A 26903-nucleotide genomic window follows, 5' to 3' on the forward strand; every position below is an offset into this window, starting at 1 on the left:
GTGTGGGAGTGTGACGCCCGGCACGTGATGCGATCGCGCCACTCGCGCGGCCCCGCCGAGCCCCGAAGGGCTCAGGCGTTCGACGTCACACTCCGCAGACTACCGCTCACAGGCCGAAGCGACGCTGGAGGTCCCCCAGCTGGCCGGGAAGACGCGGTCCCGCGCCCTGCTGGGCGTGCCCGCCCTGGCCGCCGCCCGGCACCCCGGGCTCGTTGGTGACCTGCCCGGTCGCCTGCTCCGCCATCAGTACCTCGGTGGACTGGAGCAGTACCGTACCGGCCCCTACGAACTCGAACTGGTGCTCCTCGCCGGACGTTCCGCCGAGCCCGGTGAGTGACCGGATTCCGCCCAGGACGCCCGTCATGTAGCCGTGGTCGTAGTGGTGGCAGGGCGAAGGGCAGTCCGCCCAGCCGACCAGCGCCTGCGGGTCCACCCGGATCGGCGGCTCCATGAAGACGACCGGGCCGTTGGACGCGGCCACGAACTTGCCGGTGCCGATCAGCGTCAGGAACCCCGGCACGATCGACTGCTTGAGCGCGAGCGAGGGCTGGTACGCGAGCAGGTTGCCCGACCGGATCGTCAGGTTGCCCTCGTCCAGGTCGTAGCTGTTCACGTCGAAGGCGCGGTCCGCGAGCAGCATCTTGCCGCTGCCGTCCGCCACCACCCAGTCGCTGGCGTGCAGCGGCGAGTGGAAGCTCGTGCGAAGCAGCCGGTCGAGCCGGCCGTGGCCGATGCCGTTGAACTCGATCTGCCCGTAGTAGGCGATCATCTTGCCCTTCTGCAGGAACCACTGGCTCGATTTGAGCTCCACGCAGAAGGTGTACTTGTTGACGTTGTCGTCGGTCGGCAGCGAGTAGGGATCGAAGATCACCGGGGCGGTCACAGCTTCTCCTCCGAGGCCTGCACGTACACCGAGCCGTTGCCGGACAGTTCGAGCTGGAAGGCCTCGCCGGAGCCCCGGCCCACCATGTCGCGCCAGCCGAGCGCGGTCGAGAGCTTGTTGCGCACGTCGCCGTGGTGGGCCACATAGGCCTGCGGGTCGACGTGCACCGGGCGCTGCGGGGTGATGGGAAGCTCGATCACGCCGCCGTGCGCCATCACCGCGACCGCCCCGTGTCCCTTGAGCGTGGTGGTGAACAGGCCCTGCCCGGTCACCTGGCCGCGCACCATGCCCATGACCCCGCCCTGCGAGCCCATGAACATCGTGCCCTGCTGGAGCGAACCGTCGAAGGCGAGCAGGCGGTCGGCCTCCACGTACAGGGTGTCGCCCTGGAGGTTGATGACCTGGATGTGGTGGCCGCCGTGGCCGAACATCACCGTGCCGCTGCCCTCGACCGTCATCAGCGGGGTCGCCTCGTTGGCGACCCGGCGGCCGATCATCGACATGATGCCGCCCTGGCCGCCCTGGATGTTGGGCGTGAAGGACACCTCGCCCTTGTAGGCGAGCATCGCGCCGCGCTGGCTGAACATCTTCTGGCCGGGGATCACCGTCGCCTCGACCATCTTCGAGTTGATCTCGCGGAAGGGCATCAGACGTCCCCGCCGATCGTGTTGCGCTCGCTGGGCTGCACGTACACCAGGCCCTCGCCCTCGAACCGGATCTGGAAGGCCTCGCCGGAGCCCTCGCCGAGCAGGGTGCGGAAGGTCACCCCGGACTGGAAGCGCTGCTGGAGGTTGCCCTGGTGCGCGATGTACGCCCCCGGGTCGACGGACAGCGGGTACTGGGCGCTGACCCTGAGCACCACGGCCGGTCCGTCCGACATGATCGCGGCCTGGCCGTGGCCCTCGATCGTCGTGGTGAACAGGCCGTTGCCCTGGCTCGCGCCGCGCAGGCCGGTGAAGGTGGTGCCGGTGCGCAGTCCGGCGTCGGTGGCGAGCAGGTTGCTCGCCTCGACGAAGAGTTTGTCGCCGGTCAGGCTCACGAGGTTGATCTCGCTCGCTCGGTCGGCGAAGTAGCACGTGCCGTGCCCCTTCACCTCCATCACGGTCATCTGTTCTCCGGTGAGGCGGCGGGTCACCATGCCACGCAGACCCTCACCGCCGCCGGACATCTTCTTGAACGCCATCTGGCCGTCGTAGGCGACCATCGAGCCGTTCTTCGCTTTGACGGCGTCGCCTGTCATGTCGACGGCGAGCACTTTGCTGCCCTGGAGTCGGAACGTTGCCACGGGCCGACGTTAGCGGGCCGGGGACCCGCCCCGACAGGGGCAAGGGCGCGATGTCAGAATGGGGATCGTTTGTGCATGCATTCACAAAGATCACGCCAAACGATCACTGCCGCCCGCTCCCTCCCAGCGAAGGTGCCCCACACGTGGACATCAAGACAGCCTCCGCCCTGCACCGCCTCCGACTGATCTCGCTCCCCGAGGCCATCTCGTTCCCGATCCTGCTGGTGTGCTCCGTGCTCAAGCGCACCACCTCGTTCGACGGGGTCATGGTCATGGGCATGGTCCACGGCATCCTGTTCACGCTGTACGTGCTCTTCTGGCTGGACGCCTGGAACCGCACCAAGTGGTCGGTGAAGACCGGCGCGCTCTACTTCGTGCTCGCCGTGCTGCCCTTCGGCGGCTTCTTCGCCGAGCGCAAGATCCGCCGCGAGCTGGACGACGCGGTGATCGCGACCCGGGCCCGCAAGGAAGGCGTGGTCAACGCATGATCGTCGCCTTCTCGGTCAGCCCGCTCGGCGTCGGCGAGGACGTGGGGGAGTACGTGGCCGACGCGGTGCGCGTGGTCCGCGAGTCCGGCCTGCCCAACCGTACGGACGCGATGTTCACCAGCATCGAGGGCGAGTGGGACGAGGTCATGGACGTCGTCAAGCGTGCCGTCGCCGCCGTCGAGGCCCGATCGAACCGGGTCTCGCTCGTGCTCAAGGCGGACATCCGTCCCGGCGTCACGGACGGCCTGACGTCCAAGGTCGAGACGGTGGAGCGCCACCTGTCCGAGTAACCGCCTCTTCGGCGACGAGCCCCCGGCCACCACGGCCGGGGGCTCTCGCGCATCCCGGGCCGCACCTACCGTGCGCGAAGGCCGTTCAATCCAGGACCGCTCACTCGGAGTACTCCAGTCGACACGCCGGGCATTCTCCACTTTTGTGGGGATATCAACCCAGTTCGAAACCCTGCTCGACGATCAGCTGGAGGGCACCGTGCGCCCGGAGGGCTACGACTACGACACCCACAGCCGACTGGCCGGACCGCTCACGGAGCCGGGCGCCAAGCCCTACCGGGTGCAATACCGCAGCCTGCTCTCCCGGGAGCCGCACCGTATACGCGCCGTCCTGCTGATGACCCTGGCGCCGATATTCACCGGCCTGCTGCTCGTCTACCTCGTCTGGCCCACCCACTGGGTCGAGCGCGAGGGCGGCGACCGCTGGCTCGTGACCCTCGACATCGCGATGCTCGTCTCGATCGGCCTGATCGAGATCTTCATGGTCACCAACGTCGCCTCCGTCGCCCACGCCACGATGGTCGCCCGCGACCCCGTCCCCGTCACCGCCGAATACGGCACCCGCGTCGCCTTCCTCACCACGTACGTGCCCGGCAAGGAACCCATATCCATGGTGCGTAACACCCTGGAGGCGGCCGTCCGGCTCACGCACACCGGCCCGCTCGACATCTGGCTCCTGGACGAGGGCGACGACGAACAGGCCAGGGCCCTGTGCGCCGAACTGGGGGTGCGCCACTTCTCCCGCAAGGGCGTCCCCGAGTGGAACCGCAAGAAGGGCGCCCACAAGGCCCGTACCAAGCACGGCAACTACAACGCGTGGATCGCGATGCACGGTCGCGGCTACGACTTCTTCGCCTCCGTCGACACCGACCACGCCCCGCTCCCCAACTTCCTGGAGCGGATGATGGGTTACTTCCGCGACCCCGACGTCGCCTTCGTCGTCGGACCGCAGGTGTACGGGAACTACACCTCACCGGTCACCAAGGCCGCCGAATCCCAGCAGTTCCTCTTCCACGCACTGATCCAGCGGGCCGGCAACCGCTACCGGGCGCCCATGTTCGTCGGCACCAACAACGTCGTACGGATCGCGGCCCTGCGGCAGATCGGCGGCCTGTACGACTCGATCACCGAGGACATGGCCACCGGCTTCGAACTGCACCGGCACAAGAACCCGAGGACCGGCCGCCACTGGTGCTCCGTGTACACCCCGGACGTGCTGGCCGTCGGCGAGGGCCCGGCCTCCTGGACCGACTTCTTCACCCAGCAGATGCGCTGGTCGCGCGGCACCTACGAGACGCTGTTCAAGCAGTACTGGAAGGCGCCCTTCAGCATGCCGCCCGGCCGGCTGCTCTCGTACACCCTGATGCTGGTCTACTACCCGATGACGGCCGTCAACTGGCTTCTGGGCATCGTCAGTTGCGTGCTCTTCCTGTGGTTCGGGGCGTCCGGCACCCAGGTCACCGCCTCGGTCTGGCTGATGCTCTACAGCGACGCGGCGGCCCTCCAGATCGGGCTCTACCTCTGGAACCGGCGGCACAACGTCTCGCCCCACGAACCCGAGGGCTCGGGCGGGCTCGCCGGGATGGGCATGTCCGCGCTCTCGGCGCCCATCTACCTCAAGTCGCTCGGTTCGGCCGTCCTGCGCACCCGCGGCCGGTTCGTCGTCACCCCCAAGGGCGGCCAGGCCAGCCCCGACCGGCTGTGGACCTTCCGCATCCACCTGTTCTGGGCGGCCGTCCTCGCCTGCTCACTGATCGCCTCCGCGCACTACCACCACACCCATGCCGCCATGCGCACCTGGGCGCTGCTCGCCCTGTGCATCGCGCTGGCCCCGGCGACGATCTGGGTCTGGACGATGCGGCGCGAGCGCGCGGCGGCCCGCAGCGCGGCCGAGGTCGCCACCCGGCAGAAGAAGGCCACGAGCGAGGGGGAACCCGCCGTGGTCACGACGACCGGGGGGAACTGAGCCATGGCCCACCGGTCCTCGAAGCGGACGAAGAAGACGCTGCTCGGCGGGGGCGCCATCGTGCTCCTCGCCGGTCTCAACGCCCCTGCCGCGCTCTCCTTCGCCACCGAGCAGTACCACGCGTGGGAGATCGCCCAGCCCGATTACATGGCGCGGTACGGCGCCTGGCACGGCGTCGACATCCCCAAGGAGTACCGCACCAACGCCATCCACGCGGCGCTGCTGCACACCGGCAAGGTGCTGATCATCGCGGGGTCGGGCAACAAGCAGGACCACTTCGACGCGGGCACCTTCGACACCGTGCTCTGGAACCCGAAGGACAATTCCTTCAAGAAGATCCCCACCCCCGAGGACTTCTTCTGCGGCGGCCACGCCCAACTCCCCGACGGCAAGCTCCTGGTGGCCGGCGGAACCGCCCGCTACGAGCTCCTGGACGGCGAGGTCAAGCGGGCCGGCGGCGGCATGCGGGTCAAGAACGAAAGCCCGGACAAGGCCGTCACCGTCAAGAAGGGCACCAAGTTCCGCTCCCCGTCGGGAGTCGAGTACCTGTCGAAGTTCACCGTCACGGTGCCGCGCGCCAAGCGCGAGGTCGAGCTCTCGTACTACGACACCGGGCAGGCGAAGCCCCAGAAGACCAAGACCACCGCCGGCGAGGCGAGGGTCTTCGTCGAGGCCGTGGCCGAGGGCCCCCAGTCGGTCTCCACCGACCGGGCGCAGTACGAGATCGAGGGCCTGTCCGGCAAGGACGCCGACAACGTGTACGGGCTCGCCGAGAAGATCACCCTGGACAAGCAGGACTTCCAGGGGATCAGGGCGGCGTACGAATTCGACCCCAAGGCCGAGAAGTACATCCCGGTCGCCCCGATGAAGGAGGCCCGCTGGTACCCGACGCTCACCACGCTCCAGGACGGCCGGGTGCTCGCCGTCTCCGGGCTCGACGACGTGGGCGCCATCCTCGCTGGCGACAACGAGATCTACGACCCGAAGACCAAGCAGTGGTCCAAGGGCCCCTTCCGCTACTTCCCGACCTACCCCTCGCTGTTCCTGACCAAGAGCGGCAAGCTCTTCTACTCGGGCGCCAACGCCGGGTACGGGCCCGCCGACAAGGGCCGCGAGCCGGGCCTGTGGGACGTCGAGAAGAACACCTTCACCAAGATCGGCGGCCTGAACGCCGGCGACCAGCTGGAGACGGCCAGTTCACTCCTGCTGCCCCCCGCGCAGGACCAGCGCTTCATGCTGCTCGGCGGCGGCGGGGTCGGCGAGTCCAAGAAGGCGACGCCGCGCACCGCCGTGGTGGACCTCAAGCAGCAGAACCCCCTCTTCAAGTCCGGGCCCGAACTCCCGCAGGGCACCCGCTACCTGAACAGCGTGATCATGCCAGACGACTCGGTGTTCACCACCGGCGGCTCCTCGGACTACCGCGGCCGGGGCGGCTCCAACATCTTCAGGGCCCAGTTCTACGACCCCAGGGCGAACGTCTTCCGGGAGGCGGCCGACCCCGTCATCGGCCGCAACTACCACTCCGAGGCGCTGCTGCTGCCCGACGGCCGGGTCGCCACCTTCGGCTCCGACTCGCTCTTCGGCGACAAGGACAACACCAAGCTCGGCAAGTTCGAGCAGCGCATGGAGGTCTACACCCCGCCCTACCTCTACCGCGACAAGAACAAGCGCCCCGCCCTCGGTGACGGCCCCGAGGCCGCGGCGGGCGACGGCCGGGCGACCTTCAGGACGGACCACCCCGAGCGCGTGGCCAAGGCCCGGCTGATGCGGCCGAGCGCGGTCACCCACACCACGGACGTGGAGCAGCGCTCGATCGAACTGGGCCTGACCAAGGACAGGACCTCGGTCACGATCACCGTCCCGAAGGACCGTGCGCTGGTCCCGCCCGGCTGGTACATGGTCTTCGTGACCGACCAGGAGGGCACGCCGTCCGAGGCGAAGTGGCTCCGGGTGGACTGAGAGCCCCATACCTGACGTGCCGTCAGAATCGGGCGCGTTTGGCGAGCCCGAGGGCGTACTCCGGCCACCAGGTCCCGGCGGACGGGCCGCCACGGCAGGGCCCGTCCGAGTCGCCCGGCCGCTTGATCCACAGGAACGCGTCGACGAGCCGATCCCCGGTGCTGACCGACGGCGGGGTTCCCAGTGACCGGCCCGGGGGATTGCACCAGGCCTGGTCGCGGTCGCCGGGCAGGGGCCCCACGCCGTTGCGGCTGGTGTCCATGACGAAGTGCTTGCCGCCCAGCGCCTGGGACACCTTCACCCCGTACGCCCGTACCGTCGCGTCGGTCTGGAAGTTGGAGACGTTCAGCGCGAACCCGTCGGCCTTGTCGATGCCGGCCCGCCGCAGCGGCTCGATGAGGGTGTAGGGATCCGGGATCCACGCGGGATTCCCGGCATCGAGATAGACCTTGGTGTTGGGCAGCCTCTTCAGATGCTCGACGGCCTCGTTGAGAAGCTGATACCGCTCGGCGTGATGGTCGGGCGTCGTACACCCGTCGACCATGTGGGCGACCGCGTCCGGCTCCAGGACGACGACCGCCGGGGCGTCGCCGATGGCCTCGGCGAACATCCCGTACCAGGCGCGATACCCGTCGACCCCGTTCGCCCCGCCCGCCGAGTACTTGCCGCAGTCGCGGTGCGGAATGTTGTACGCCACGAACAGTGCCGTCCGCTTCTCCTTGGCCGCGCCCTCGACGGCCTTGCGGATGCCGGGCTTCGGGTTGTCCCCCGAGGGCCAGGTGGCCACCGGCCGCTCCGCGATCCGCCGGAGCACCTGGGCGTCGGAGGTGCGCCCCTGCGCCTGCCAGATCTTCATCTGCCGGGCCGCGTCGCTCTCCGGGTCCACCCAGAAGGGAGAGCCCGGCGCGGGCGCGGGGGCGGCCTCGGCCTCGGCGCGGGCCTGGGGCGCGGGAGCCTCGGCGCCGTCGCCGGAGGAGCAGCCGACGCCGGCGGTGAGCAGGACCGCGGTGAGGAGGATTCTGTACGGGAGAGCTCTGTACCGGGACATCAGGCCCCTCTGGGGGTGGCAAGGGTCTGGGCGGGACGGTCTGCGCGGCTGCACAATCCGTATGATCTACACGTAACCGGACAATAGTGACATGGCGGACACTGCGCGTGGGGGACCGCCATGCCGGGCGGCCCGGTACCGAACTTCGAGACGGGGCTGACCGGCATGTGACCAGTGGGTAAGGTCGACGGGTGCCCAAGCCGCTCAGCCTTCCCTTCGATCCCATCGCCCGAGCCGACGAACTCTGGCAGCAGCGCTGGGGACCCGTGCCCTCGATGGGGGCGATCACCTCGATCATGCGGGCGCACCAGATCCTGCTCGCGGAGGTCGACGCGGTGGTGAAGCCCTACGGGCTGACCTTCGCGCGGTACGAGGCGCTGGTGCTGCTGACCTTCTCCAAGCAGGGGGAGCTGCCGATGTCGAAAATCGGCGAGCGCCTGATGGTCCACCCGACCTCGGTCACCAACACGGTGGACCGCCTCGTGAAGTCGGGCCTCGTGGACAAGCGCCCCAACCCGAACGACGGCCGGGGAACGCTTGCGTCGATCACGGACAAGGGCCGCGAGGTGGTGGAACAGGCCACGCGCGACCTGATGGCGATGGAGTTCGGCCTCGGCGTCTACGACGCGGAGGAGTGCGGGGAGATCTTCGCGATGCTGCGCCCCCTGCGGGTGGCGGCCAACGACTTCGAGGAGTAGCCCGCGCCCTGGACGCCGGCCGGGCTGGGTGTGTCCATGCTGACCGGCGTCGGTCCTGTTGGGGGTCTGGGGCGGAGTCCCGGGGTGTGGGACCCGGGGGAAGATCGCCCCGTGTGTCCGGTTACGCTCGACCGCATGAAAAAGAGCGTGCTGACCCGCTACCGAGTGATGGCGTACGTCACCGGCGTGCTACTGGTCCTGCTGACCCTCGGTGTGATCGCCAAGTACATCCTCGACATGAACGGCGCCGCGGACTTCACGAAGGTCGTCGGCATCGCCCACGGCTGGCTGTACGTGATCTACCTCGTCTTCGCCTTCGATCTGGGCTCCAAGGCGAAGTGGCCGGTCGGCAAGCAGCTGTGGGTGCTGATCGCCGGCACGATCCCCACCGCCGCCTTCTTCGTCGAGCGCAAGGTCTCCAAGGAGTTGGAGTCCAAGGTCGCGGACGGCGTCCCCGCGGGCGCCCGCGCCTGACGGCAGAGTCCGGTCCCGCCGCGTGAGCAACTGCGCGGCGGTCGGCCATCGACATTTACTAGGACGTCCAAGTAAATTTGAGTCATGGACGCTGACGCCATCGAAGAAGGCCGCCGTCGCTGGCAGGCCCGTTACGACAAGGCCCGCAAGCGCGACGCGGACTTCACCACGCTCTCCGGGGACCCCGTGGACCCGGTGTACGGGCCCCGGCCCGGTGACACTTACGAGGGGTTCGAGCGGATCGGCTGGCCCGGGGAGTACCCCTTCACCCGTGGCCTGTACCCGACCGGATACCGGGGGCGTACGTGGACGATCCGGCAGTTCGCCGGGTTCGGCAACGCCGAGCAGACCAATGAGCGCTACAAGATGATCCTGGCCGCCGGCGGCGGCGGGCTGAGCGTCGCCTTCGACATGCCGACCCTCATGGGCCGCGACTCCGACGACCCCCGCTCGCTCGGCGAGGTCGGCCACTGCGGCGTCGCCATCGACTCGGCCGCCGACATGGAGGTCCTGTTCAAGGACATCCCGCTCGGCGACGTCACGACCTCCATGACGATCAGCGGGCCCGCCGTCCCCGTCTTCTGCATGTATCTCGTCGCCGCCGAGCGGCAGGGGGTCGACCCGGGCGTACTCAACGGCACGCTCCAGACCGACATCTTCAAGGAGTACATCGCGCAGAAGGAGTGGCTCTTCCAGCCCGAGCCCCATCTGCGCCTCATCGGCGACCTCATGGAGCACTGTGCGCAGGGCATTCCCGCGTACAAGCCGCTCTCGGTCTCCGGCTACCACATCCGCGAGGCGGGTGCGACGGCCGCGCAGGAGCTGGCGTACACCCTGGCGGACGGCTTCGGCTACGTGGAACTGGGCCTCAGCCGAGGCCTGGACGTGGACGTCTTCGCCCCGGGCCTGTCCTTCTTCTTCGACGCGCACGTGGACTTCTTCGAGGAGATCGCCAAGTTCCGTGCGGCGCGCCGCATCTGGGCCCGCTGGATGAAGGAGGTGTACGGCGCCCGGTCGGACAAGGCGCAGTGGCTGCGCTTCCACACCCAGACCGCAGGGGTCTCGCTGACCGCGCAGCAGCCGTACAACAACGTCGTACGCACCGCCGTGGAGGCCCTCGCGGCCGTGCTCGGCGGCACCAACTCGCTGCACACCAACGCCCTCGACGAGACCCTCGCGCTGCCCAGCGAGCAGGCCGCCGAGATCGCGCTGCGCACGCAGCAGGTGCTGATGGAGGAGACCGGCGTCGCGAACGTCGCCGACCCGCTGGGCGGCTCCTGGTACGTGGAGCAGCTCACCGACCGCATTGAGGCGGACGCGGAGAAGATCTTCGAGCAGACAAGGGAGCGGGGCCTGCGCGCACATCCCGACGGGCAGCACCCGATCGGCCCGATCACCTCCGGCATCCTGCGCGGCATCGAGGACGGCTGGTTCACCGGGGAGATCGCGGAGTCCGCCTTCCGCTACCAGCAGTCCCTGGAGAAGGGCGACAAGCGGGTGGTGGGCGTGAACTGCCACCACGGTTCGGTCACCGGTGACCTGGAGATTCTGCGGGTCAGCCATGAGGTGGAGCGCGAGCAGGTACGGGTCCTGGCCGACCGCAAGTCGCGCCGCGACGACGGGGCGGTGCGGGCCGCCCTGGACGCGATGCTGGCCGCGGCCCGCGACGGGTCCAACATGATCGTGCCGATGCTGGAGGCGGTGCGGGCGGAGGCGACCCTGGGGGAGATTTGCGGCGTCCTCCGCGACGAGTGGGGCACGTACACGGAGCCCCCGGGCTTCTAGCCCGCCCGGGCCGGGGTCTGGGGCGGAGGCCCAGCGGTTAGGCGGGCGCGGCTGGGCCTGCCGGGAGTGTCAGGCGGAACAGGGCCCCGCCGCCCGGGGCATGATGCGCCGTCAGGTCGGCGCCATGTGCTCGGGCGATCTGGCGAGCCATCGCCAGGCCGAGCCCCGACCCCGGCAACGCCCGCGCCTGCTCCGCCCGGTAGAACCGGTCGAAGACATGAGGGAGGTCGGCCGGCGCGACACCCGGCCCGTGGTCCCGTACCGTCAACTCGCCCGCCAGCAGCACCACTTCCACCGGCGCCCCCGGCGGACTGAACTTCGCCGCGTTGTCCAGAAGGTTGGAGATCAGGCGGGCGAGCCGGGCCGGCACCCCCGGCAGCGTCGCCGACGCGTCGGACAGGTCCAGTTCGAAGGGCGTCGTCGGCCAGTGAGTCCGGGCGGTATCCACCGTGTGCGCGAGCAGCGGGGCCAACCGGACCTCCTCCAGGAGCGGCGTGGGCTCCTCGTCCCTGGCCAGGTCGATCAGGTCGTTGACCAGGACGGACACCTCGCGGATCTGGCGGCCGAGGGCGGCCGAGGCCCGGTCGCGCTGGGCCGGGGTCAGGCGGTCGGCCCGGGCGAGGAGCTCGGCGTTCGTGCGGAGAGCGGTCAGGGGCGTGCGCAGCTCGTGGGACGCGTCCGCGACCAGGCGGCGCTGGGCCGTCACCGACTGCTCCAGCTCGCCCAGCATCGTGTTGAAGGACGCCGCGAGCCGGGTCACCTCGTCCTCCTTGTCCGGCGGACCGGGCGGCAGCTCGATGCGGTGGCTCGGATCGCGGGTGGTGGCGATGCGTTCGGCCGTCGCGGTGAGCCGGGCCACGGGGGCCAGACCCGTGCGGGACACCCAGTAGCCGAGCGCGGCCGCGAGCAGCACGCCCGCCGCGCCCACCCCGCTCAGCAGCCACGCCGCCGAGCTCACCCCCTTGCGTACCGTGTCCGAACGCAGCGCCACCTGAAGGGCCTTGGTGCCCCCGAAGGGGGTCGTCAGCATGCGCGCGGGCTCGCCGTCGGGCAGCGTGATGTTGGTGGAGTACGGCCTGCGCTCACCGGTGGCGACCTCGCGCACGGGCGGGCTCACCGGCAGGAGGTAGGGGCGGGAGGGGTCCTTCGCCGGGTCCCCGGGGACGACCTGCGCGCAGGCCGGGGCGGACAGGAAGCGGCACTCCCCGGCGAGCACGCCCGGGGCCGCACCCCGGTTCTGCTGGATGGCCAGGGTCGCCGACTGGGTCAGGTTCAGATCGAGCTGGTGGTACAGCTCGAAGCGGAGCACGAAGAACGCGGCCGTGCACACCCCGACCGCGACCAGCGCGACCGCGGCCGAGGCGGCCACCGCGAGCCGGGTGCGCAGCGGGCGGTGGCGGCGCCAGCGGGCGCCCAGACGCCGCCGGGAGCTCATGACGCGTCCAGGCGGTAGCCGATGCCGTGCACCGTGTGGACCAGGCGCGGCTCGCCCGCCGCCTCCAGCTTGCGCCGCAGATAACCCACGTACACGGCAAGGGAGTTGGAGTCGGGGCCGAAGTCGCGGCCCCAGACCAGTTCGTGGATGAGCTCCCTCGGAAGGACCTGCCCCGGGTTGCGCATCAGGAGTTCCATCAGGGCGAACTCGGTACGCGTGAAGTCGATCGGGCGCTCGCCCCGGCGGGCGGTGTGCGCGACCGGATCCACCACCAGATCCGCGTACCTCAGCTCCTGCTGCTCGGCGGGATCCGGCGCCGCCCGGCGCAGCAACGCCCGTACGCGGGCGATGAGTTCGTCCAGGGCGAAGGGCTTGACCAGGTAGTCGTCCGCGCCCGCCTCCAGGCCGTCCACCCGCTCGCTCACCGAGTCGAGGGCGGTCAGGACCAGGACCGGGGTGCGGTCGCCCATCGCGCGCAGCTGGCGGCACACCCCGAGGCCGTCGAGGACCGGCATCATCACGTCCAGGACGATCGCGTCCGGCCGCCAGGCGGCCACCTCGGAGAGCGCCGCGAGGCCGTCCGGGGCGCCCTTCACCTCGTACCCCTCCACCGCGAGACCGTCCTCGACGGCCGCCCGTACCTCCGGCTCGTCGTCGACGACGAGAATCCTGACCGCGCGCGTGGTGCTCATGGGCAAAGCCTGCCAAAGAGCGCTCTTAGAACCCTCTTAAGGCGCCCCGTGAACCTCATGTCCCATGCGCACACCATTGTCAGTAGTGATCGGGGCGGGCGGGACCGGCGGGCACATCTACCCCGGACTCGCACTCGCCGAGGCACTGCGGCGGGCCGTCCCCGACGCGGTGATCTCCTTCGTCGGCACGACCCGGGGCCTGGAGGGCAAGCTCATCCCGGGCGCCGGCCACCACCTGCACACCGTCGACATGATCCCCTTCGACCCCTCGCTCGGCGCCAAGCGGTATCTGCTGCCGGCCGCGCTGCTGAAGTCGGGCGCGCAGTGCCGGGCCATCCTCAAGGCCCAGCGCGCCCAGGTCGCCGTCGGCATGGGCGGCTACCCGAGCGCGCCGGTCATCGTCGGCGCGAAGATGGCCGGGCTGCCCAGCCTCATCCACGAGTCCAACGCGGTGCCGGGCCGGGCCAACCAGTTCGCGGCCCGGCTCACCTCCAACATCGCGGTCGCCTTCGACCGCAGCCGCGCCCACCTCGCGGGCGGCCAGGACGCCATCACCACCGGCATGCCCATCGCCGCCTCGCTCGCCTCGCTCGACCGCACGGCGCTGCGCACCGAGGCCCGGCGGGAGCTCGGGGTGCCGCCCGGGGCGCGCCTCGTCCTCGTCAACGGCGGCAGCCTCGGCGCGGCCCGGCTCACCGCGGCGGCGATCGGCCTCGCCGAACGCTGGCGGGAGCGGGCCGACGTCCACCTCCTCATCAAGACGGGACCCGCCCAACTGGAGGACGCCCAGCGGCAGTTGGCAGCCCTTCCGGGCGCGCGGGCGGTGCCCTACCTCGACCGGATGGACCTCGCGTACGCGGCCGCCGACCTCGTCGTGTGCCGGGCCGGTTCGGCGACCGTCGCCGAACTCGCCGCGACCGGGGTGCCCGCCGTCCTCGTGCCCTACCCGCACGCGCCCGGCGACCACCAGACCCACAACGCGCGGGTCCTCTCCGACGCGGGCGCGGGCCTGCTCGTGCCGGACGCCGAGACCACCGCGTTCCGCCTGGCCGGCCTCATCGAACCGCTCCTGGCCGACCCGGTCCGGCTCGCTGCGATGGGCGGCGCCGCCGACCCCGGCAACCACGCCCGGGCCGCCGACCTCCTGGCCGCCAAGGTCCTCGAACTCGCCTCCTACCCCACCTCGTACACCAGGGAGTACGCAGCATGAGCACTGTGAACACGAGCACTGTGAACACGTGGCAGAACCGCACCGTCCTCGTCACCGGCGCCGAGGGCTTCATCGGCTCGACGCTGGTCGACCTGCTCGTCGGACTCGGCGCGAACGTGCGGGCGTTCGTGCACTACAAGCCGTACGCCGAGAAGGGCTTCCTCGCCCACCTCATCGGCCACCCCCAGGTGGAGATGCTCTCCGGGGACGTCCGCGACGCGGGCCGGGTCTCGGACGCGGTCGCCGGCTGCGACACCGTCTTCCACCTCGCCGCCCTCATCGGCATCCCGTACAGCTACGACTCCCCGGGCGCCTACGTCCAGACGAACGTCGTCGGCACCGAGAACATCGCCGAGGCCTGTCGCCGCCACTCCGTGCGCCGCCTCGTCCACACCTCCACCAGCGAGGTGTACGGCACCGCCCTGACCGCCCCGATCAGCGAGCAGCACCCGCTCCAGCCGCAGTCGCCGTACTCCGCGTCCAAGATCGGCGCCGACATGATGGCGCTCTCGCACTGGCACGCCTTCGAGCTCCCGGTGACCGTGGTGCGCCCCTTCAACACCTACGGCCCGCGCCAGTCGGCCCGCGCCGTGATCCCGACCATCCTGGCCCAACTGCACGCGGGCGTACGGGAGATCAAGCTCGGCTCGCTCACCCCGACCCGCGACTTCACGTACGTCACCGACACCGCGCGGGGCTTCCTCGCGGTCGCCGAGTGCGACCGGGCGCTCGGCGAGGTCGTGAACCTGGGCACGGGCCGCGAGACAGCGATCGGCGACCTCGCCGAGGCGCTCATCGCCGCGTCGGGCCGCGAGGCCTCGGTCGTCGTCGACCCGGCGCGCCTGCGCCCGTCGGGCAGCGAGGTGGAACGACTGCTTTCCGACAACACGCGGGCCCGCGAGTGGGCGGGCTGGGAGCCGGAAGTGAGCCTGGAGGAAGGCCTGAAGCGGACGTCGGCCTGGGTCGAGGAAAACCTCGCCCTGTTCGCGCCGACGCGTTACCAGGTCTGAGTCCGGGCCGGGTCCAGCGGCCTTCAGGCCGTCGCGGCAAGCCCCGAGCAGATCAGCAGGGTGAAGTCGCGGGCCCACTCCTCGTCCACCGGTTCCGCGCTGACCAGTGCGCGGTGCACGACCGCGCCTGCCACCACGTCGAAGATGAGGTCGGTGTGGCGGGCGGAGACGGCCGGGTCGGCCTCGTAGGGGAGTTCGCCGCGGGCCTGGGCGCGTTCGCGGCCGACCAGAACCAGCCGCTTCTGGCGGTCCACGATGGCCGAGCGGATCCGCCCGCGCAGCGCGTCGTCCCGGGTGGATTCGGCCACCACCGCCATCAGCGCGGTCTTCGTCTCGGGGCGCTCAAGCAGGGCCGCGAACTGGAGGACGACGCCCTCCACATCGGCCACCAGGCTGCCCAGGTCCGGGAGTTCGAGCTCGTCGAAGAGGACCGCGACCGCGTCCACCACGAGCTCGTTCTTGCCCGCCCAGCGGCGGTAGAGCGTCGTCTTGGCGACCCCGGCCCGCGTCGCCACGTCCCCCATCGTGAACTTGGACCAGCCGAGGTCGACCAGCGCCTCCCGGGCCGCCAGCAGGATCGCGGCATCGGCCTCGGCGCTGCGAGGCCGACCCGTACGACCCGTACAGGACGGTCTCGCGGCTCGGGATGAAGAAGGCATGACGGCGACCATACCGGCCGGTAGCAATCACGCCAGAGGGCATGCGGTGTGCGCGAGATCACCCCGCGCGCCGGGGCCGCACCAGTTACGCTACGGCTCGTAGCGAAAGCCATGAGCGGCCTTCCGCGACAACCACATGTCACACGGCGCCGGGGTGGGGACCCAGGTGCCATCAGGAATGATCCGCGGTCCGTCCGTGAGCCTCGCAATCCGGCGGGAGGCAACGGATGGGCCCCGGATCCTGCCACCGGATGACCACGCACCGTCGCGGAAGGGGGAGGATGTACGCATGCAGCCTAGGAACATGTCCATGAGCGGCGTCGTCGACCTCGCCGCGGTGAAGGCGGCCGGTGAGGCCAAGAGCAAGGCGGAGCAGGCGCGAGCCGAGGCAGCCCGCCAGGGCGGGGTCCCGGCGGTCGCGCCGTCCGCCCTCGTCATCGATGTCGACGAGGCCTCCTTCGAACGCGATGTCCTGACGCGCTCCTCCGAGGTGCCGGTCGTCATCGACTTCTGGGCCGAGTGGTGCGAGCCCTGCAAGCAGCTCGGCCCGCTGTTGGAGCGTCTCGCCGTCGAATACAACGGCCGCTTCCTCCTTGCCAAGATCGACGTCGACGCCAACCAGATGCTGATGCAGCAGTTCGGGATCCAGGGGATCCCGGCCGTCTTCGCGGTCGTCGCGGGCCAGGCGCTGCCCCTCTTCCAGGGCGCGGCCCCCGAGGCGCAGATCCGCGAGACCCTCGACCAGCTGGTGCAGGTCGCCGAGGAGCGGTTCGGCCTGACCGGCATCGAGGTCGACCCGAACGCGGCGGCGGCCCCCTCGGCCGCGGCCGCGGCCCCCGCGGGCCCGTACGACGCGCTGCTCGAAGCCGCCGTGAGGGCCCTCGACTCGGGCGATCTGGCCGGCGCGGTCCAGGCGTACCGCAACGTCCTGAGCGACGACCCGGGCAACCCGGAGGCCAAGCTCGGCCTGGCGCAGGCCGAACTGCTCCGGCGGGTGCAGTCGCTCGACCCGCAGCAGGTCCGCAAGGACGCCGCCGAGAAGCCCGCCGATGTGGCGGCGCAGATCGCGGCGGCCGACCTCGATCTGGTCGGCGGTCATGTCGAGGACGCTTTCGGGCGGCTCGTCGAGACCGTGCGGCGCACGTTCGGTGACGACCGCGACGCGGCCCGGGTCCGGCTCCTGGAGCTCTTCGAGGTGATCGGCGGGGACGACCCGCGCGTCTCGGCGGCGCGAACCGCGCTGGCGAGGGTCCTCTTCTGATCCACCGGTGGACGCCTCCGGGCGTTCACCGACCTGTCACCGAATGAGTGCCGAGTCGCGGTACGCGACCGACGATTTGGCGACAGAGAGACAAGAGGCGGCCGCGCTTTACCAAAACTTGGTAAACGCGGCCGCTGTTACTTGCAGTAAGTTGAACCGCTTGTTACGTCCGCATTTCAGCGGCGATTTCCTCTTCTGTCCGGTCGCTCGGCGGCACCCTGCGTGCCCGGCCGATGCCGACCGGTCGCGCTTCGGTTATCGGGCCGTTACTGGCTAGTAACGATCCCCCTTGTGCCCCGGCCCCGAATGCACCACGATCGGCCACGCTCGGTCCAATAACGCACCAGCCCGACAGCCACTCGGCGCTGCCGCCCAATTGGGTCCCCACCGGGCCGTCCGGTGGCAGTGGCACCGGACGTGGACAGGGGGGTCTCTGCTCTCCGGCAGGGCCTGTCCAGCAGGTTGCGCGAACGCGTGGCCAGTGGTTGTCGCTCGGGGGTGATCGCCGGTGTCGGACGAAGTGCGCGAGTCGTACGCGGTCGACCTCCCGTGCGCTCCCCTTCCCGAGGACGTAGCACTTCTCCCATCCCGTGACAGCCCCTGAGGGTCCGTCCCGGAGATGTACGTCCGAGAAGGAGGAAAGTCATGGAGTCCCAAGTACGTGGCGGGACCAGATGGAAGCGGTTCGCGCTGGTCATGGTGCCGAGCGTGGCCGCCACGGCCGCGATAGGCGTCGGCCTGGCACAGGGTGCGCTCGCCGCGTCGTTCAGCGTGTCCGGCCAGGAGTTCAAGGTCCGGGCGGACAAGCTCGTCGGTCACAACCTGATCCAGTACGGATCGATCGCGACCGGCAAGGACCTGAAGGGCAAGGACGCCGCACACCCCGTCGTGGTGTCCGGCTTCAGTGACGCGACGATCAGCAACATGTGCCAGTCGGTCGTGACCCCGGACGTGCCGTTCTTCGGCAGCATCACGCTGCAGCTGAACGCCGGTACGCAGGCCGACAAGCCCGTCGAGGCGACGAACCTCTACCTCGATGTCGCCGAGCTCGACACCGACGCCGAGTTCAAGAACATCGACATCGGCGTGGCCGCCGGAGACCCGAGCAACAAGACGGGCATCCAGCCGAACGCCAAGCCCCAGGTGAACCCGTACGGATTCGCGCAGCGCGCGGAAGTCGCGACGCTGTCGAACGTCAAGCAGAAGGCGTGGGCGACGACCGCCGGCACCTTCAAGCTCAGCGGTCTCAGCCTGCGGCTCTACCAGGGCAGCAAGGAGTGCTACTAAGCACCCCGCCTGACGGCCGGGGGTGCCCCACGCATTCCCCGGCCGCCGGGACCCTCTCCTTTTTCACAGCAACAGCGGTTCCAGGGAGCTGTTTTCCATGAGCGCCGAGACCACGGGTTCCCGCGACTTCCGATACTGGCGGCTCCGTTTCCGGGCCTGGCGAGGCAGCCGCCCGTTCTGGGCGGGCCTGTTCACGATGGCGGGCGGCGTGCCCATCGCGTACTTCCCGTACGCCAACATGCACCTCGGCAACGTCACGCTGGCCATGTCCACGACCGCCGGAGCGGGCTCGCTGATCATCGGCGTGCTGCTGGTGACGCTCGGTCTGACCATGTGGTTCCACAGTGTGGTGCGGACGTTCGCGGGTGTCGCGGCCATCCTGCTCGCGCTGATCTCCCTGCCCGTGGCCAATATCGGCGGCTTTGTCATCGGCTTCCTGCTCGCGATGCTCGGCGGCGCGCTCTCCGTGGCGTGGGTGCCCAGCAAGGCCAAGGGGCGGGCCGCGCCGGCCGCCGGTCCGGCGCCCGAGGGCCCCGCGCCCTCCGAGGGCGACGAGACCGTGCCCGGCCCGCGTGAAGCACAGCCGGGAACCGCCGCAACCGGTACGACAGTTGACGCCAACGGCGGGAGGAACAGTGCGGGGTGACGAGACGCAGCTGGACTCGACCGGAGGCGGCGACCCGCGGGAAAGAAGAGGGCCGCGCCACGCGGCCCCGAGGAAGTCGCTCCTGACCAAGTGGCAGATGCCCGCGGGCAAGGCGATGGCGCTCGCCGCCATGCCCACGGCCGTCCTGGTCGGCATGAGCCTCACGCCCAAGCTCGCGATGGCCGACGACAAGACGGACATCCCGTTCGCCCCCGGCCCCTGTGTGACCCGCTCGGACAGCCCCTCGGGCTCGCCGAGCCCGTCCGGCAGCGCGTCGGGCAAGGCGTCGCCGAGCCCATCGGCATCGTCGAAGCCGGACGGGTCGGAGCCGGACGGCAAGGCGTCGAAGCCGAAGACGCCCACGCCGACGGCATCGGGTTCGGCCTCGGACACCGTCGACAAGCTCCTGAAGCCGGCCCAACCCGCGGACAAGCCGTCCACGGCCGACGCTCCGGCGAAGGCCGCCGAGACCCCGCAGCCCGCAAAGACGACCAACCCGCTGGACCCGCTGGGTCTGGGTGACGCGCTCAAGGGTCTGTTCGGCATCCACGACACGCCGAGCCCACAGCCCACGCAGAGCACGTCGACGGCGGCCCCCGCGCCGAAGCCCTCGGCGAGCACGGCCGCGCCCAAGCCGTCGACGAAGGCGTCCAAGCCCGCCACCACCGGGACCAAGCCGGTCGACAAGACGGCGGACGCGATCAAGAAGGCGGCCGACGAGGCAGGCCAGAAGGTCGCCGAACTCCCGGACGCGGCAAAGGGGTTGGACCCCAAGAAGGACACCGCCATCCCCGACGGTGCCAAGCCCGCCTTCCCGTGCCCGACCGCCGACCCGAAGGCGCTCGCCGCGGCCAAGCAGGACAGCGGCGTCCCGACGCTGCCCACGCAGCCCTGGATCCTCAAGAGCTCGAAGCTCACCCTGAGCGGTCTGAACTACGAGGGCATCGTCGAGGTCAAGGCCGGCGACACCACCAAGAAGGTCCTCAAGTTCACGGCCTCGTCCGTGGACATCGACAACCTCGACCAGCAGGTGTACGGGCCGGTGGTGGACGGCTCGCCCACCACCGCCCACGTCGTGGCCCGATCCGGCTCGCAGTCGACGATCCGCAACGGCACGGTGACGATGTACACGGAGGAGCTGAAGGGCAACCTCTTCGGCCTCATCCCGGTCACCTTCAGCCCGGCCACCCCGCCGCCGCTGAACGTCCCGTTCGCCATCTTCACCAATGTGACGGTCCGTCAGGCAGGTCAGTTCGGCGGCACCCTGACCGTCCCCGGCCTCCACAACTACGTCACGAAGGGCAACCCGACGTAGATCCCAAGTACCGATCCGGGAGCCGCAGTCGAGCCGTGGCCCGCATTCCCCTCGGGGGTGCGGGCCGCGGCTGTGGTGCCGCAAAGAGGGGGCTCCGCAGGCCCGGCGGGGCGGACGAGTCGGCCGTCGTCGCCATCGGACAGGACCTCGGTTTCCTCGACGGCATCGGCCCCGACGCCCGCCCGTATACGGCCCCGCCGACGTCATCGACTGGACGCCGGGCGCCTTGACCCCGGCTCAGCTCACCGCGTCGGTCCGAGGCTTCGCCTTCTTGCGGCGGGTCAGCGCGAGGACGCCCGCGCCGCCCGCCACGACCACCGCCGCGCCGATGCCGGTCCAGCCGAGCGTGCCCAGGCCCGAGTCGGACGAGCCGGCCGCGGCGCCCGTCGCGGCCCCCGCCTTGCCGTCGCCGGAGGCGGGCGGTGCTGCCGGGTCGAGGGTGCCGACCGGGGTGGCCTTGCCGACCGCGGTGAAACCCCAGTCCAGGAGCTGGCGCATCTCGGTGTAGACCTCGTCGCGCTTGTTCTCCCGCGGGTTCATCACCGTCACCACCAGCGTGTGGCCGTCCCGCTGGGCCGCCTCGGCCAGGGTGTTGCCCGCGTTCGTGGTGTAGCCGTTCTTGCCGCCGATCAGACCGGGATACTTGGAGACGCCCTCGATGCCGGACAGCAGGCGGTTGGTGTTGGAGATCCCGAACGGCTTGCCCTTGGTGTTGGGGCCGCCGGGGAAGTCGGCCGAGGCCGTGCCGCAGTACTCCTTGAAGTCCTTGTTCTTCAGGCCCGAGCGCAGGAACAGGGCCAGGTCGTAGGCGGAGGACACCTGGCCGGGCGCGTCGTAGCCGTCCGGGCTCAGTACGTGGGTGTCCTTGGCGCCGAGGCTCTCGGCCTTCTTCTGCATGTCGGCGACGGTCTTGTCGATGCCGCCGTTCATCGCCGCGAGCACGTGCACCGCGTCGTTGCCCGAGCGCAGGAACACCCCGCGCCACAGATCGGGCACCTTGTACGTCTGGCCGGGCACGATGCCGACCGCGCTGCTTCCGTCCCCCATGCCCTTGAGGTCCTCGTCGCTGACCTTGCGGCTCGCGTCGTGCGGCACGCCGGGCAGCACGGTGTCCGCGAAGAGCATCTTCAGGGTGCTGGCCGGGGGGAGCGGCCAGTGCGCGTTCCGTGCCGCGAGGACTTGGCCGGTGTCGGCGTCCGCCACGACCCAGGACAGCGCGGAGAGCCCCGGGGGCAAGGCCGGTGCGCCCGCGCCCAGTTGATCGCCCGGCTTGCCCAACTGCGCGCCGCCCGCCTGTGACATGCCGGCCGGCGGCTCCTTCTTCGCCTCGCCGCCGGGCGCCCCCGGCGTCGCCGACTTGGGCGGCTTCGCGGGGTGCCCGCTCGCCACGGCCGGGCCGACGGCGGTGCCCGCGGTGACCGCGGTGGCGGTGAGCGCCACGAGTGCGCGTCGGACCTGCGGCGATATGGGAAGACGCATGAATGTGAACGTACCCCAGGAGGTGTCACGGAATTGATTCGTCCGCCCGTGGAATTTGCCACGCCTTGTTCATGGAACGGACAAGCGTGCCATCCCGTCCGGTCCCCGGATGCGCCGGAGGGCGGCACCCGTACGCAACGGGATGCCGCCCTCCAAGGACGTACGGCCGACGGCTATTCCTTCTCGCCGCCGCCGAGGTGGTGCACCCGGACCATGTTGGTGGTGCCGGGGATGCCGGGGGGCGAACCGGCCGTGATGACCATGGTGTCGCCCTCGTTGTGGCGGTTGAGCTTGAGCAGCTCGGCGTCGACCAGGTCGACCATCGCGTCGGTGTTGTCCACGTGCGGGACGACGAAGGACTCGACGCCCCAGCTCAGCGCCAGTTGGTTGCGGGTGCTGGCGTCCGTGGTGAAGGCCAGGATCGGCTGGGCCGCGCGATAGCGGGACAGACGGCGGGCGGTGTCGCCGGACTTGGTGAACGCGACCAGCGCCTTGCCGTTGAGGAAGTCCGCGATCTCGCAGGCGGCGCGGGCCACCGAACCGCCCTGCGTGCGCGGCTTCTTGCCCGGCACCAGCGGCTGGAGCCCCTTGGACAGGAGCTCCTCCTCGGCCGCCTCGACGATCTTCGACATCGTCTTGACCGTCTCGATCGGGTACGCGCCCACCGAGGACTCGGCGGACAGCATGACCGCGTCCGCGCCGTCCAGGATCGCGTTGGCGACGTCGGACGCCTCGGCGCGGGTCGGCCGCGAGTTGGTGATCATCGACTCCATCATCTGGGTCGCGACGATCACCGGCTTGGCGTTGCGGCGGCAGAGCTCCACGAGGCGCTTCTGCACCATCGGGACCTTCTCCAGGGGGTACTCGACCGCGAGGTCGCCACGGGCCACCATCACACCGTCGAAGGCGGCGACGACGCCCTCCATGTTGGCGACGGCCTGCGGCTTCTCGACCTTGGCGATGACCGGCACGCGGCGGCCGACCTCGTCCATGACCTTGTGGACGTCCTTGACGTCGTCGGCGTCGCGCACGAAGGAGAGCGCGACCAGGTCGCAGCCCATCCGCAGGGCGAACCGGAGGTCCTCGATGTCCTTCTCGGACAGCGCCGGGACGTTGACCGCCGCACCGGGCAGGTTGATGCCCTTGTGGTCGGAGATGACACCGCCCTCGATGACGATGGTCTTCACCCGGGGGCCGTCGACCGCGACGACCTTGAGTTCGACGTTGCCGTCGTTGATCAGAATCGGGTCGCCCTTGGCGACGTCGCCCGGCAGGCCCTTGTAGGTGGTGCCGCAGATCGACTTGTCGCCCGGGACGTCCTCGGCGGTGATGGTGAACTCGTCACCCCGGACCAATTCGACCGGCCCCTCGGCGAACTTCGCAAGGCGGATCTTGGGGCCCTGGAGGTCGGCGAGCACGCCCACCGCGCGGCCCGTCTCCTCGGCGGCCTTGCGGACCCGGTCGTAACGGGCCTGGTGCTCGGCCTGGGAGCCGTGGCTGAAGTTGAAGCGGGCCACGCTCATGCCGGCCTCGATCAGAGCGACGAGCTGCTCATGAGAGTCGACGGCGGGGCCCAGGGTGCAGACGATTTTGGAACGGCGCATAAGGCGGATCCTATCGGTTTGTTTCGCTAGGGAATATTCCGTCTGGTGGAATGTACAAATGGGCGGGATGACGCTCAGGTGTCGTCCAGGCAAACCGGAAATCCGGTCAGGAATTCAGCGCCGGCGTCACCAGGGCATACGTCTGCTGGGCGATTTCCAGCTCCTCGTCCGTCGGCACCACGGCCACCGCGACCCGGGCGTACTCGGGGGAGATCAGCCGCGGGCTTTCGGAGCGTACGGCGTTGAGTTCGCCGTCCACCGCCAGGCCCAGCTCCTCCAGGCCGGTGATCGCGGCCTCGCGGACCGGGGCGGCGTTCTCGCCGACCCCCGCCGTGAACGCGATCGCGTCGACCTTGCCGAGCACGGCGTAATAGGCACCTATGTACTTCTTCAGGCGGTGAATGTAGATGTCGAAGGCGAGTTGCGCCTTCTCGTCGCCTTCGTCGCAGCGGCGGCGGATCTCCCGCATGTCATTGTCGCCGCACAGCCCCACCAGGCCGCTCTTCTTGTTGAGCAGCGCATCGACGTCGTCCACCGACATTCCGGCATTGCGCACGAGATGGAAGGTGACCGCCGGGTCGATGTCACCGGACCGGGTGCCCATGACCAGGCCTTCGAGGGGGGTGAGCCCCATCGAGGTGTCGACGCACCGGCCGCCGCGGACCGCGGACGCGGAGGCGCCGTTGCCCAGATGCAGCACGATCACGTTCACGTCCTCGGGCGCCTTGCCGAGCAGCTTCGCCGTCTCGCGCGACACATACGCGTGCGAGGTGCCGTGGAAGCCGTAGCGGCGGATGCGGTGCTCGTCCGCCGTCGCCACGTCTATCGCGTACCGGGCCGCCGACTCCGGCATCGTCGTGTGGAAGGCGGTGTCGAAGACGGCGACCTGCGGCAGGTCCGGACGGAGCGCCTGGGCGGTGCGGATGCCGGTGATGTTCGCCGGGTTGTGCAGCGGGGCGACCGGCACCAGGCGCTCGATCTCCGCGAGCACCTCGTTCGTGATCACGGTCGGCGCGCTGAACTTCAGGCCGCCGTGCACGACCCGGTGGCCGATGGCCGCCAACTCCGGGGAATCCAGGCCCAGTCCGTCCGCCGTCAGCTCCGCGGCGACCGCCTTGAGCGCGGCCGCGTGGTCGGCGATCGGGCCGTTCTGCTCGCGGGCCGCGCCCCCGGTCGCCAGCGGGGTGTGCTTCAGCCGCGAGGTCTGCTCGCCGATCCGCTCGACCAGGCCGACGGCCAGGCGCGAGGCGTCGGTCATGTCGAGGAGCTGGTACTTCACCGACGAGGACCCGGAGTTGAGGACGAGGACGCGGGTGCCCTGGTTGGCGGTGGTCATGCGGAGGCCTCCTGCCCCTGCGCCTGGGCCTGGATGGCCGTGATGGCGACGGTGTTGACGATGTCCTGGACGAGGGCGCCGCGCGACAGGTCGTTGACCGGCTTGCGCAGACCCTGGAGCACCGGGCCCACGGCCACGGCGCCGGCCGAGCGCTGCACGGCCTTGTAGGTGTTGTTGCCGGTGTTGAGGTCCGGGAAGATCAGCACGGTGGCCTGCCCGGCCACCTCCGACTCCGGCAGCTTGGTCGCGGCGACCGACGGCTCCACGGCCGCGTCGTACTGGATCGGGCCCTCGATCTTCAGCTCGGGCTGGGCCTCGCGCACCAGCTTGGTGGCCTCACGCACCTTGTCCACGTCGGCGCCCGAGCCCGAGGTGCCCGTCGAGTACGACAGCATCGCGATCCGCGGGTCCACACCGAACTGCTGCGCGGTGGCGGCAGCCTGCACCGCGATGTCCGCGAGCTGCTCGGCGTTCGGGTCGGGGTTGACCGCGCAGTCGCCGTACACGAGCACCTTGTCGGCGAGGCACATGAAGAAGACGGACGAGACGATCGAGGCGTCCGGCTTGGTCTTGATGATCTCGAAGGCGGGGCGGATGGTCGCGGCGGTGGAGTGCACCGAGCCCGACACCATGCCGTCGGCCAGGCCCTCCTGGACCATCAGCGTGCCGAAGTAGTTCACGTCCGCGACCACGTCGTACGCCAGCTCCACGGTGACGCCCTTGTGGGCGCGCAGCTGGGCGTAGCGCTCGGCGAAGCGCTGGCGAAGCTCGGAGGTCTGCGGGTCGATGATCTGGCACTTGACGACGTCGATGCCGAGGTCGGCGGCCTTCTTGCGGATCGCCTCGACGTCGCCGAGCAGCGTCAGCTCGCACACGTCCCGGCGAAGGAGTACGTCGGCCGCGCGCAGCACCCGGTCCTCGCTGCCCTCGGGCAGCACGACCCGGCGGCGGTTCGAGCGGGCCTGCTCCAGGAGCTCGTGCTCGAACATCATCGGGGTGACCCGGCCGCTGCGGGCCACCGAGACCCGGCGAAGGAGGTCGGCGGTGTCCACGTGCCGCTCGAAGAGGCCGAGCGCGGTCTCCGCCTTGCGGGGGGTCGCCGCGTTCAACTTCCCTTCCAGGGCGAAGAGTTCCTGCGCGGTGGGGAAGGATCCGTGGCTGACCGCGACCACCGGGGTGCCCGGCGCGAGCCGGTCGGCGAGCGTCAGGATCGCCTCGCCGGGCCGCTCGTCGAGGGTGAGGAGGATGCCCGCGATGGGCGGAGTACCGGCGCTGTGCGCGGCCAGCGAGCCGACGACCAGGTCCGCGCGGTCGCCCGGGGTCACGACCAGGCAGCCCGGGGTCAGCGCGTTCAGGAAGTTCGGCAGCATGGCACCGCCGAAGACGAAGTCGAGGGCGTCGCGCGCGAGCCCCGAGTCGTCGCCGAGCAGCACCGTGCCGTCCAGGGCCGCCGCGATCTGGGCGACGGTCGGCGCGGAGAGGGCGGGCTCGTCCGGCAGCACGTAGCAGGGCACGGGAAGGCGGGCCTTCAGGCGCTCCTCGATCTCGTGACGGTCGGCCGGGGCGACCCGGTTCACCACCATCGCGAGCACGTCGCAGCCGAGCCCGTCGTAGGCCCGGTGCGCGTTGCGCGCCTCGGCCCGTACGGACTCGGCGGTCTGGCCCTTGCCGCCGACCACCGGTATCACCGAGGCGCCGAACTCGTTGGCGAGCCGGGCGTTGAGCGCCAGCTCGTCGGGGAGCTGGGTGTCGGCGAAGTCGGTGCCGAGGACCAGGACGACCTCGTAGTCGCGGGCCACCTTGTGGAAGCGGTCGACGAGCCGCGAGACGAGTTCGTCGGTACCCTGCTCCGCCTGGAGCGCGGACGCCTCGTGGTAGTCCATGCCGTACACCGTGGCCGCGTCCTGCGCCAGCCGGTAGCGGGCGCGGAGCAGGTCGAACAGGCGGTCCGGTCCGTCGTGCACCAGGGGGCGGAAGACGCCCACCCGGTCCACCTGACGGGTCAGGAGCTCCATGACTCCCAGCTCGATGACCTGGCGGCCGTCTCCCCGGTCGATCCCGGTCACGTACACGCTGCGCGTCACGCGTGCTCT

General features: G+C 70.3%; 24 protein-coding genes. 13 read left to right on the forward strand and 11 right to left on the reverse strand.

Features of this window, described 5'->3' with window-relative positions:
- Positions 1-106: 106 nt before the first annotated feature.
- From IE206_RS19730 to IE206_RS19740, 3 genes are read right to left on the reverse strand one after another with little or no spacing between them, the layout of a single operon-like run.
- Positions 107-883, reverse strand: coding sequence for an AIM24 family protein (locus IE206_RS19730; protein WP_189963732.1), 777 nt, complete (start codon positions 881-883; stop codon positions 107-109).
- Positions 880-1530 (reverse strand): AIM24 family protein, encoded by a 651-nt coding sequence (locus IE206_RS19735; protein WP_189963734.1) that lies wholly within the window; start codon positions 1528-1530, stop codon positions 880-882. The genes IE206_RS19730 and IE206_RS19735 overlap by 4 nt, the downstream gene beginning before the upstream one ends.
- Entirely contained in the window at positions 1530-2168 is a 639-nt protein-coding gene (locus tag IE206_RS19740; RefSeq protein WP_189963736.1) for an AIM24 family protein, read from the reverse strand. Before IE206_RS19740 ends, IE206_RS19735 begins: the two co-directional genes overlap by 1 nt.
- A 143-nt stretch (positions 2169-2311) precedes the next feature.
- Between IE206_RS19740 and IE206_RS19745 the strand changes: the two genes are divergently transcribed.
- The 4 genes from IE206_RS19745 (at position 2312) to glxA (ending at position 6871) form a co-directional block, all read left to right on the forward strand.
- The gene (locus tag IE206_RS19745) at positions 2312-2656 is read left to right on the forward strand and encodes a DUF3817 domain-containing protein (protein WP_189963738.1); all 345 of its coding nucleotides are present in this window, start codon (positions 2312-2314) and stop codon (positions 2654-2656) included.
- Entirely contained in the window at positions 2653-2946 is a 294-nt protein-coding gene (locus IE206_RS19750; protein ID WP_189963740.1) for an MTH1187 family thiamine-binding protein, read from the forward strand. Before IE206_RS19745 ends, IE206_RS19750 begins: the two co-directional genes overlap by 4 nt.
- 199 nt (positions 2947-3145) lie before the next feature.
- Positions 3146-4912: a glycosyltransferase family 2 protein gene (locus IE206_RS19755; protein ID WP_189964055.1), complete on the forward strand. Its 1767-nt coding sequence runs from the start codon at positions 3146-3148 to the stop codon at positions 4910-4912.
- 3 nt (positions 4913-4915) lie between these two features.
- Positions 4916-6871, forward strand: a complete 1956-nt coding sequence (glxA, locus tag IE206_RS19760; protein ID WP_189963742.1) for a radical copper oxidase GlxA — start codon at positions 4916-4918, stop codon at positions 6869-6871.
- Between the two features lie 22 nt (positions 6872-6893).
- Here glxA and IE206_RS19765 read toward each other — a convergent pair whose 3' ends face one another.
- Positions 6894-7919 carry a glycoside hydrolase family 6 protein gene (locus IE206_RS19765; protein ID WP_189963744.1) on the reverse strand — a complete coding sequence of 342 codons (1026 nt, stop codon included), beginning with the start codon at positions 7917-7919 and terminating at the stop codon, positions 6894-6896.
- A 191-nt stretch (positions 7920-8110) separates the two neighbouring features.
- Between IE206_RS19765 and IE206_RS19770 the strand changes: the two genes are divergently transcribed.
- The 3 genes from IE206_RS19770 (at position 8111) to icmA (ending at position 10876) form a co-directional block, all read left to right on the forward strand.
- Positions 8111-8617: a MarR family winged helix-turn-helix transcriptional regulator gene (locus IE206_RS19770; protein ID WP_189963746.1), complete on the forward strand. Its 507-nt coding sequence runs from the start codon at positions 8111-8113 to the stop codon at positions 8615-8617.
- A 135-nt stretch (positions 8618-8752) separates the two neighbouring features.
- Positions 8753-9091, forward strand: a complete 339-nt coding sequence (locus IE206_RS19775; RefSeq protein ID WP_189963748.1) for a DUF3817 domain-containing protein — start codon at positions 8753-8755, stop codon at positions 9089-9091.
- An 84-nt stretch (positions 9092-9175) separates the two neighbouring features.
- Complete coding sequence (gene icmA, locus IE206_RS19780) at positions 9176-10876, forward strand: coenzyme B12-dependent isobutyryl-CoA mutase large subunit (RefSeq protein ID WP_189963750.1); 1701 nt, start codon at positions 9176-9178, stop codon at positions 10874-10876.
- A gap of 37 nt (positions 10877-10913) precedes the next feature.
- Here icmA and IE206_RS19785 read toward each other — a convergent pair whose 3' ends face one another.
- Together IE206_RS19785 and IE206_RS19790 are read right to left on the reverse strand one after the other, a co-directional pair.
- Complete coding sequence (locus IE206_RS19785) at positions 10914-12311, reverse strand: sensor histidine kinase (RefSeq protein ID WP_189963752.1); 1398 nt, start codon at positions 12309-12311, stop codon at positions 10914-10916.
- Positions 12308-13003, reverse strand: coding sequence for a response regulator transcription factor (locus IE206_RS19790; protein ID WP_189963754.1), 696 nt, complete (start codon positions 13001-13003; stop codon positions 12308-12310). Before IE206_RS19790 ends, IE206_RS19785 begins: the two co-directional genes overlap by 4 nt.
- A 64-nt stretch (positions 13004-13067) precedes the next feature.
- Here IE206_RS19790 and IE206_RS19795 point away from each other — a divergent pair, with 64 nt between their 5' ends.
- Positions 13068-14213, forward strand: coding sequence for a UDP-N-acetylglucosamine--N-acetylmuramyl-(pentapeptide) pyrophosphoryl-undecaprenol N-acetylglucosamine transferase (locus IE206_RS19795; RefSeq protein ID WP_189963756.1), 1146 nt, complete (start codon positions 13068-13070; stop codon positions 14211-14213).
- Positions 14210-15223, forward strand: coding sequence for a GDP-mannose 4,6-dehydratase (locus tag IE206_RS19800; RefSeq protein WP_189963758.1), 1014 nt, complete (start codon positions 14210-14212; stop codon positions 15221-15223). The genes IE206_RS19795 and IE206_RS19800 overlap by 4 nt, the downstream gene beginning before the upstream one ends.
- Positions 15224-15246: 23 nt before the next feature.
- On the opposite strand, the gene IE206_RS19805 is transcribed toward IE206_RS19800, so the two are convergent.
- On the reverse strand, positions 15247-15882 hold the full coding sequence (locus tag IE206_RS19805; RefSeq protein WP_226599840.1) for a TetR/AcrR family transcriptional regulator: 636 nt from the start codon (positions 15880-15882) through the stop codon (positions 15247-15249).
- 289 nt (positions 15883-16171) lie between these two features.
- Here IE206_RS19805 and IE206_RS19810 point away from each other — a divergent pair, with 289 nt between their 5' ends.
- The 4 genes from IE206_RS19810 (at position 16172) to IE206_RS19825 (ending at position 20391) form a co-directional block, all read left to right on the forward strand.
- The gene (locus tag IE206_RS19810) at positions 16172-17143 is read left to right on the forward strand and encodes a tetratricopeptide repeat protein (protein WP_189963762.1); all 972 of its coding nucleotides are present in this window, start codon (positions 16172-16174) and stop codon (positions 17141-17143) included.
- 645 nt (positions 17144-17788) lie between these two features.
- Positions 17789-18430, forward strand: coding sequence for a DUF6230 family protein (locus IE206_RS19815; RefSeq protein ID WP_189963764.1), 642 nt, complete (start codon positions 17789-17791; stop codon positions 18428-18430).
- A 97-nt stretch (positions 18431-18527) separates the two neighbouring features.
- Positions 18528-19076 (forward strand): DUF6114 domain-containing protein, encoded by a 549-nt coding sequence (locus IE206_RS19820; protein ID WP_189963766.1) that lies wholly within the window; start codon positions 18528-18530, stop codon positions 19074-19076.
- Positions 19066-20391 (forward strand): hypothetical protein, encoded by a 1326-nt coding sequence (locus tag IE206_RS19825; protein ID WP_189963768.1) that lies wholly within the window; start codon positions 19066-19068, stop codon positions 20389-20391. Before IE206_RS19820 ends, IE206_RS19825 begins: the two co-directional genes overlap by 11 nt.
- Before the next feature lie 237 nt (positions 20392-20628).
- On the opposite strand, the gene IE206_RS19830 is transcribed toward IE206_RS19825, so the two are convergent.
- From IE206_RS19830 to pta, 4 genes are all read right to left on the reverse strand, one after another.
- Entirely contained in the window at positions 20629-21870 is a 1242-nt protein-coding gene (locus tag IE206_RS19830) for a D-alanyl-D-alanine carboxypeptidase family protein (protein WP_189963770.1), read from the reverse strand.
- Positions 21871-22043: 173 nt separating this feature from the next.
- Positions 22044-23474 (reverse strand): pyruvate kinase, encoded by a 1431-nt coding sequence (pyk, locus tag IE206_RS19835; protein WP_189963772.1) that lies wholly within the window; start codon positions 23472-23474, stop codon positions 22044-22046.
- A 106-nt stretch (positions 23475-23580) separates the two neighbouring features.
- Complete coding sequence (locus tag IE206_RS19840) at positions 23581-24810, reverse strand: acetate kinase (RefSeq protein WP_189963774.1); 1230 nt, start codon at positions 24808-24810, stop codon at positions 23581-23583.
- Positions 24807-26894, reverse strand: a complete 2088-nt coding sequence (pta, locus tag IE206_RS19845) for a phosphate acetyltransferase (RefSeq protein ID WP_189963776.1) — start codon at positions 26892-26894, stop codon at positions 24807-24809. The genes IE206_RS19840 and pta overlap by 4 nt, the downstream gene beginning before the upstream one ends.
- Positions 26895-26903 lie beyond the last annotated feature (9 nt).

This window comes from Streptomyces violascens (assembly GCF_014649955.1).
Classification (GTDB): domain Bacteria; phylum Actinomycetota; class Actinomycetes; order Streptomycetales; family Streptomycetaceae; genus Streptomyces; species Streptomyces violascens.

Excerpts from the sequence above, each read along its gene's own strand:
- IE206_RS19735 (WP_189963734.1), bottom strand. The coding sequence starts at position 1,530 with ATGCCCTTCCGCGAGATCAACTCGAAGATGGTCGAGGCGACGGTGATC.
- IE206_RS19750 (WP_189963740.1), top strand. The coding sequence starts at position 2,653 with ATGATCGTCGCCTTCTCGGTCAGCCCGCTCGGCGTCGGCGAGGACGTG.
- glxA (WP_189963742.1), top strand. The coding sequence starts at position 4,916 with ATGGCCCACCGGTCCTCGAAGCGGACGAAGAAGACGCTGCTCGGCGGG.
- IE206_RS19765 (WP_189963744.1), bottom strand. The coding sequence starts at position 7,919 with ATGTCCCGGTACAGAGCTCTCCCGTACAGAATCCTCCTCACCGCGGTC.
- IE206_RS19775 (WP_189963748.1), top strand. The coding sequence starts at position 8,753 with ATGAAAAAGAGCGTGCTGACCCGCTACCGAGTGATGGCGTACGTCACC.
- icmA (WP_189963750.1), top strand. The coding sequence starts at position 9,176 with ATGGACGCTGACGCCATCGAAGAAGGCCGCCGTCGCTGGCAGGCCCGT.
- IE206_RS19785 (WP_189963752.1), bottom strand. The coding sequence starts at position 12,311 with ATGAGCTCCCGGCGGCGTCTGGGCGCCCGCTGGCGCCGCCACCGCCCG.
- IE206_RS19790 (WP_189963754.1), bottom strand. The coding sequence starts at position 13,003 with ATGAGCACCACGCGCGCGGTCAGGATTCTCGTCGTCGACGACGAGCCG.
- IE206_RS19795 (WP_189963756.1), top strand. The coding sequence starts at position 13,068 with ATGCGCACACCATTGTCAGTAGTGATCGGGGCGGGCGGGACCGGCGGG.
- IE206_RS19800 (WP_189963758.1), top strand. The coding sequence starts at position 14,210 with ATGAGCACTGTGAACACGAGCACTGTGAACACGTGGCAGAACCGCACC.
- IE206_RS19805 (WP_226599840.1), bottom strand. The coding sequence starts at position 15,882 with ATGCCTTCTTCATCCCGAGCCGCGAGACCGTCCTGTACGGGTCGTACG.
- IE206_RS19810 (WP_189963762.1), top strand. The coding sequence starts at position 16,172 with ATGCAGCCTAGGAACATGTCCATGAGCGGCGTCGTCGACCTCGCCGCG.
- IE206_RS19815 (WP_189963764.1), top strand. The coding sequence starts at position 17,789 with ATGGAGTCCCAAGTACGTGGCGGGACCAGATGGAAGCGGTTCGCGCTG.
- IE206_RS19820 (WP_189963766.1), top strand. The coding sequence starts at position 18,528 with ATGAGCGCCGAGACCACGGGTTCCCGCGACTTCCGATACTGGCGGCTC.
- IE206_RS19830 (WP_189963770.1), bottom strand. The coding sequence starts at position 21,870 with ATGCGTCTTCCCATATCGCCGCAGGTCCGACGCGCACTCGTGGCGCTC.
- pyk (WP_189963772.1), bottom strand. The coding sequence starts at position 23,474 with ATGCGCCGTTCCAAAATCGTCTGCACCCTGGGCCCCGCCGTCGACTCT.
- IE206_RS19840 (WP_189963774.1), bottom strand. The coding sequence starts at position 24,810 with ATGACCACCGCCAACCAGGGCACCCGCGTCCTCGTCCTCAACTCCGGG.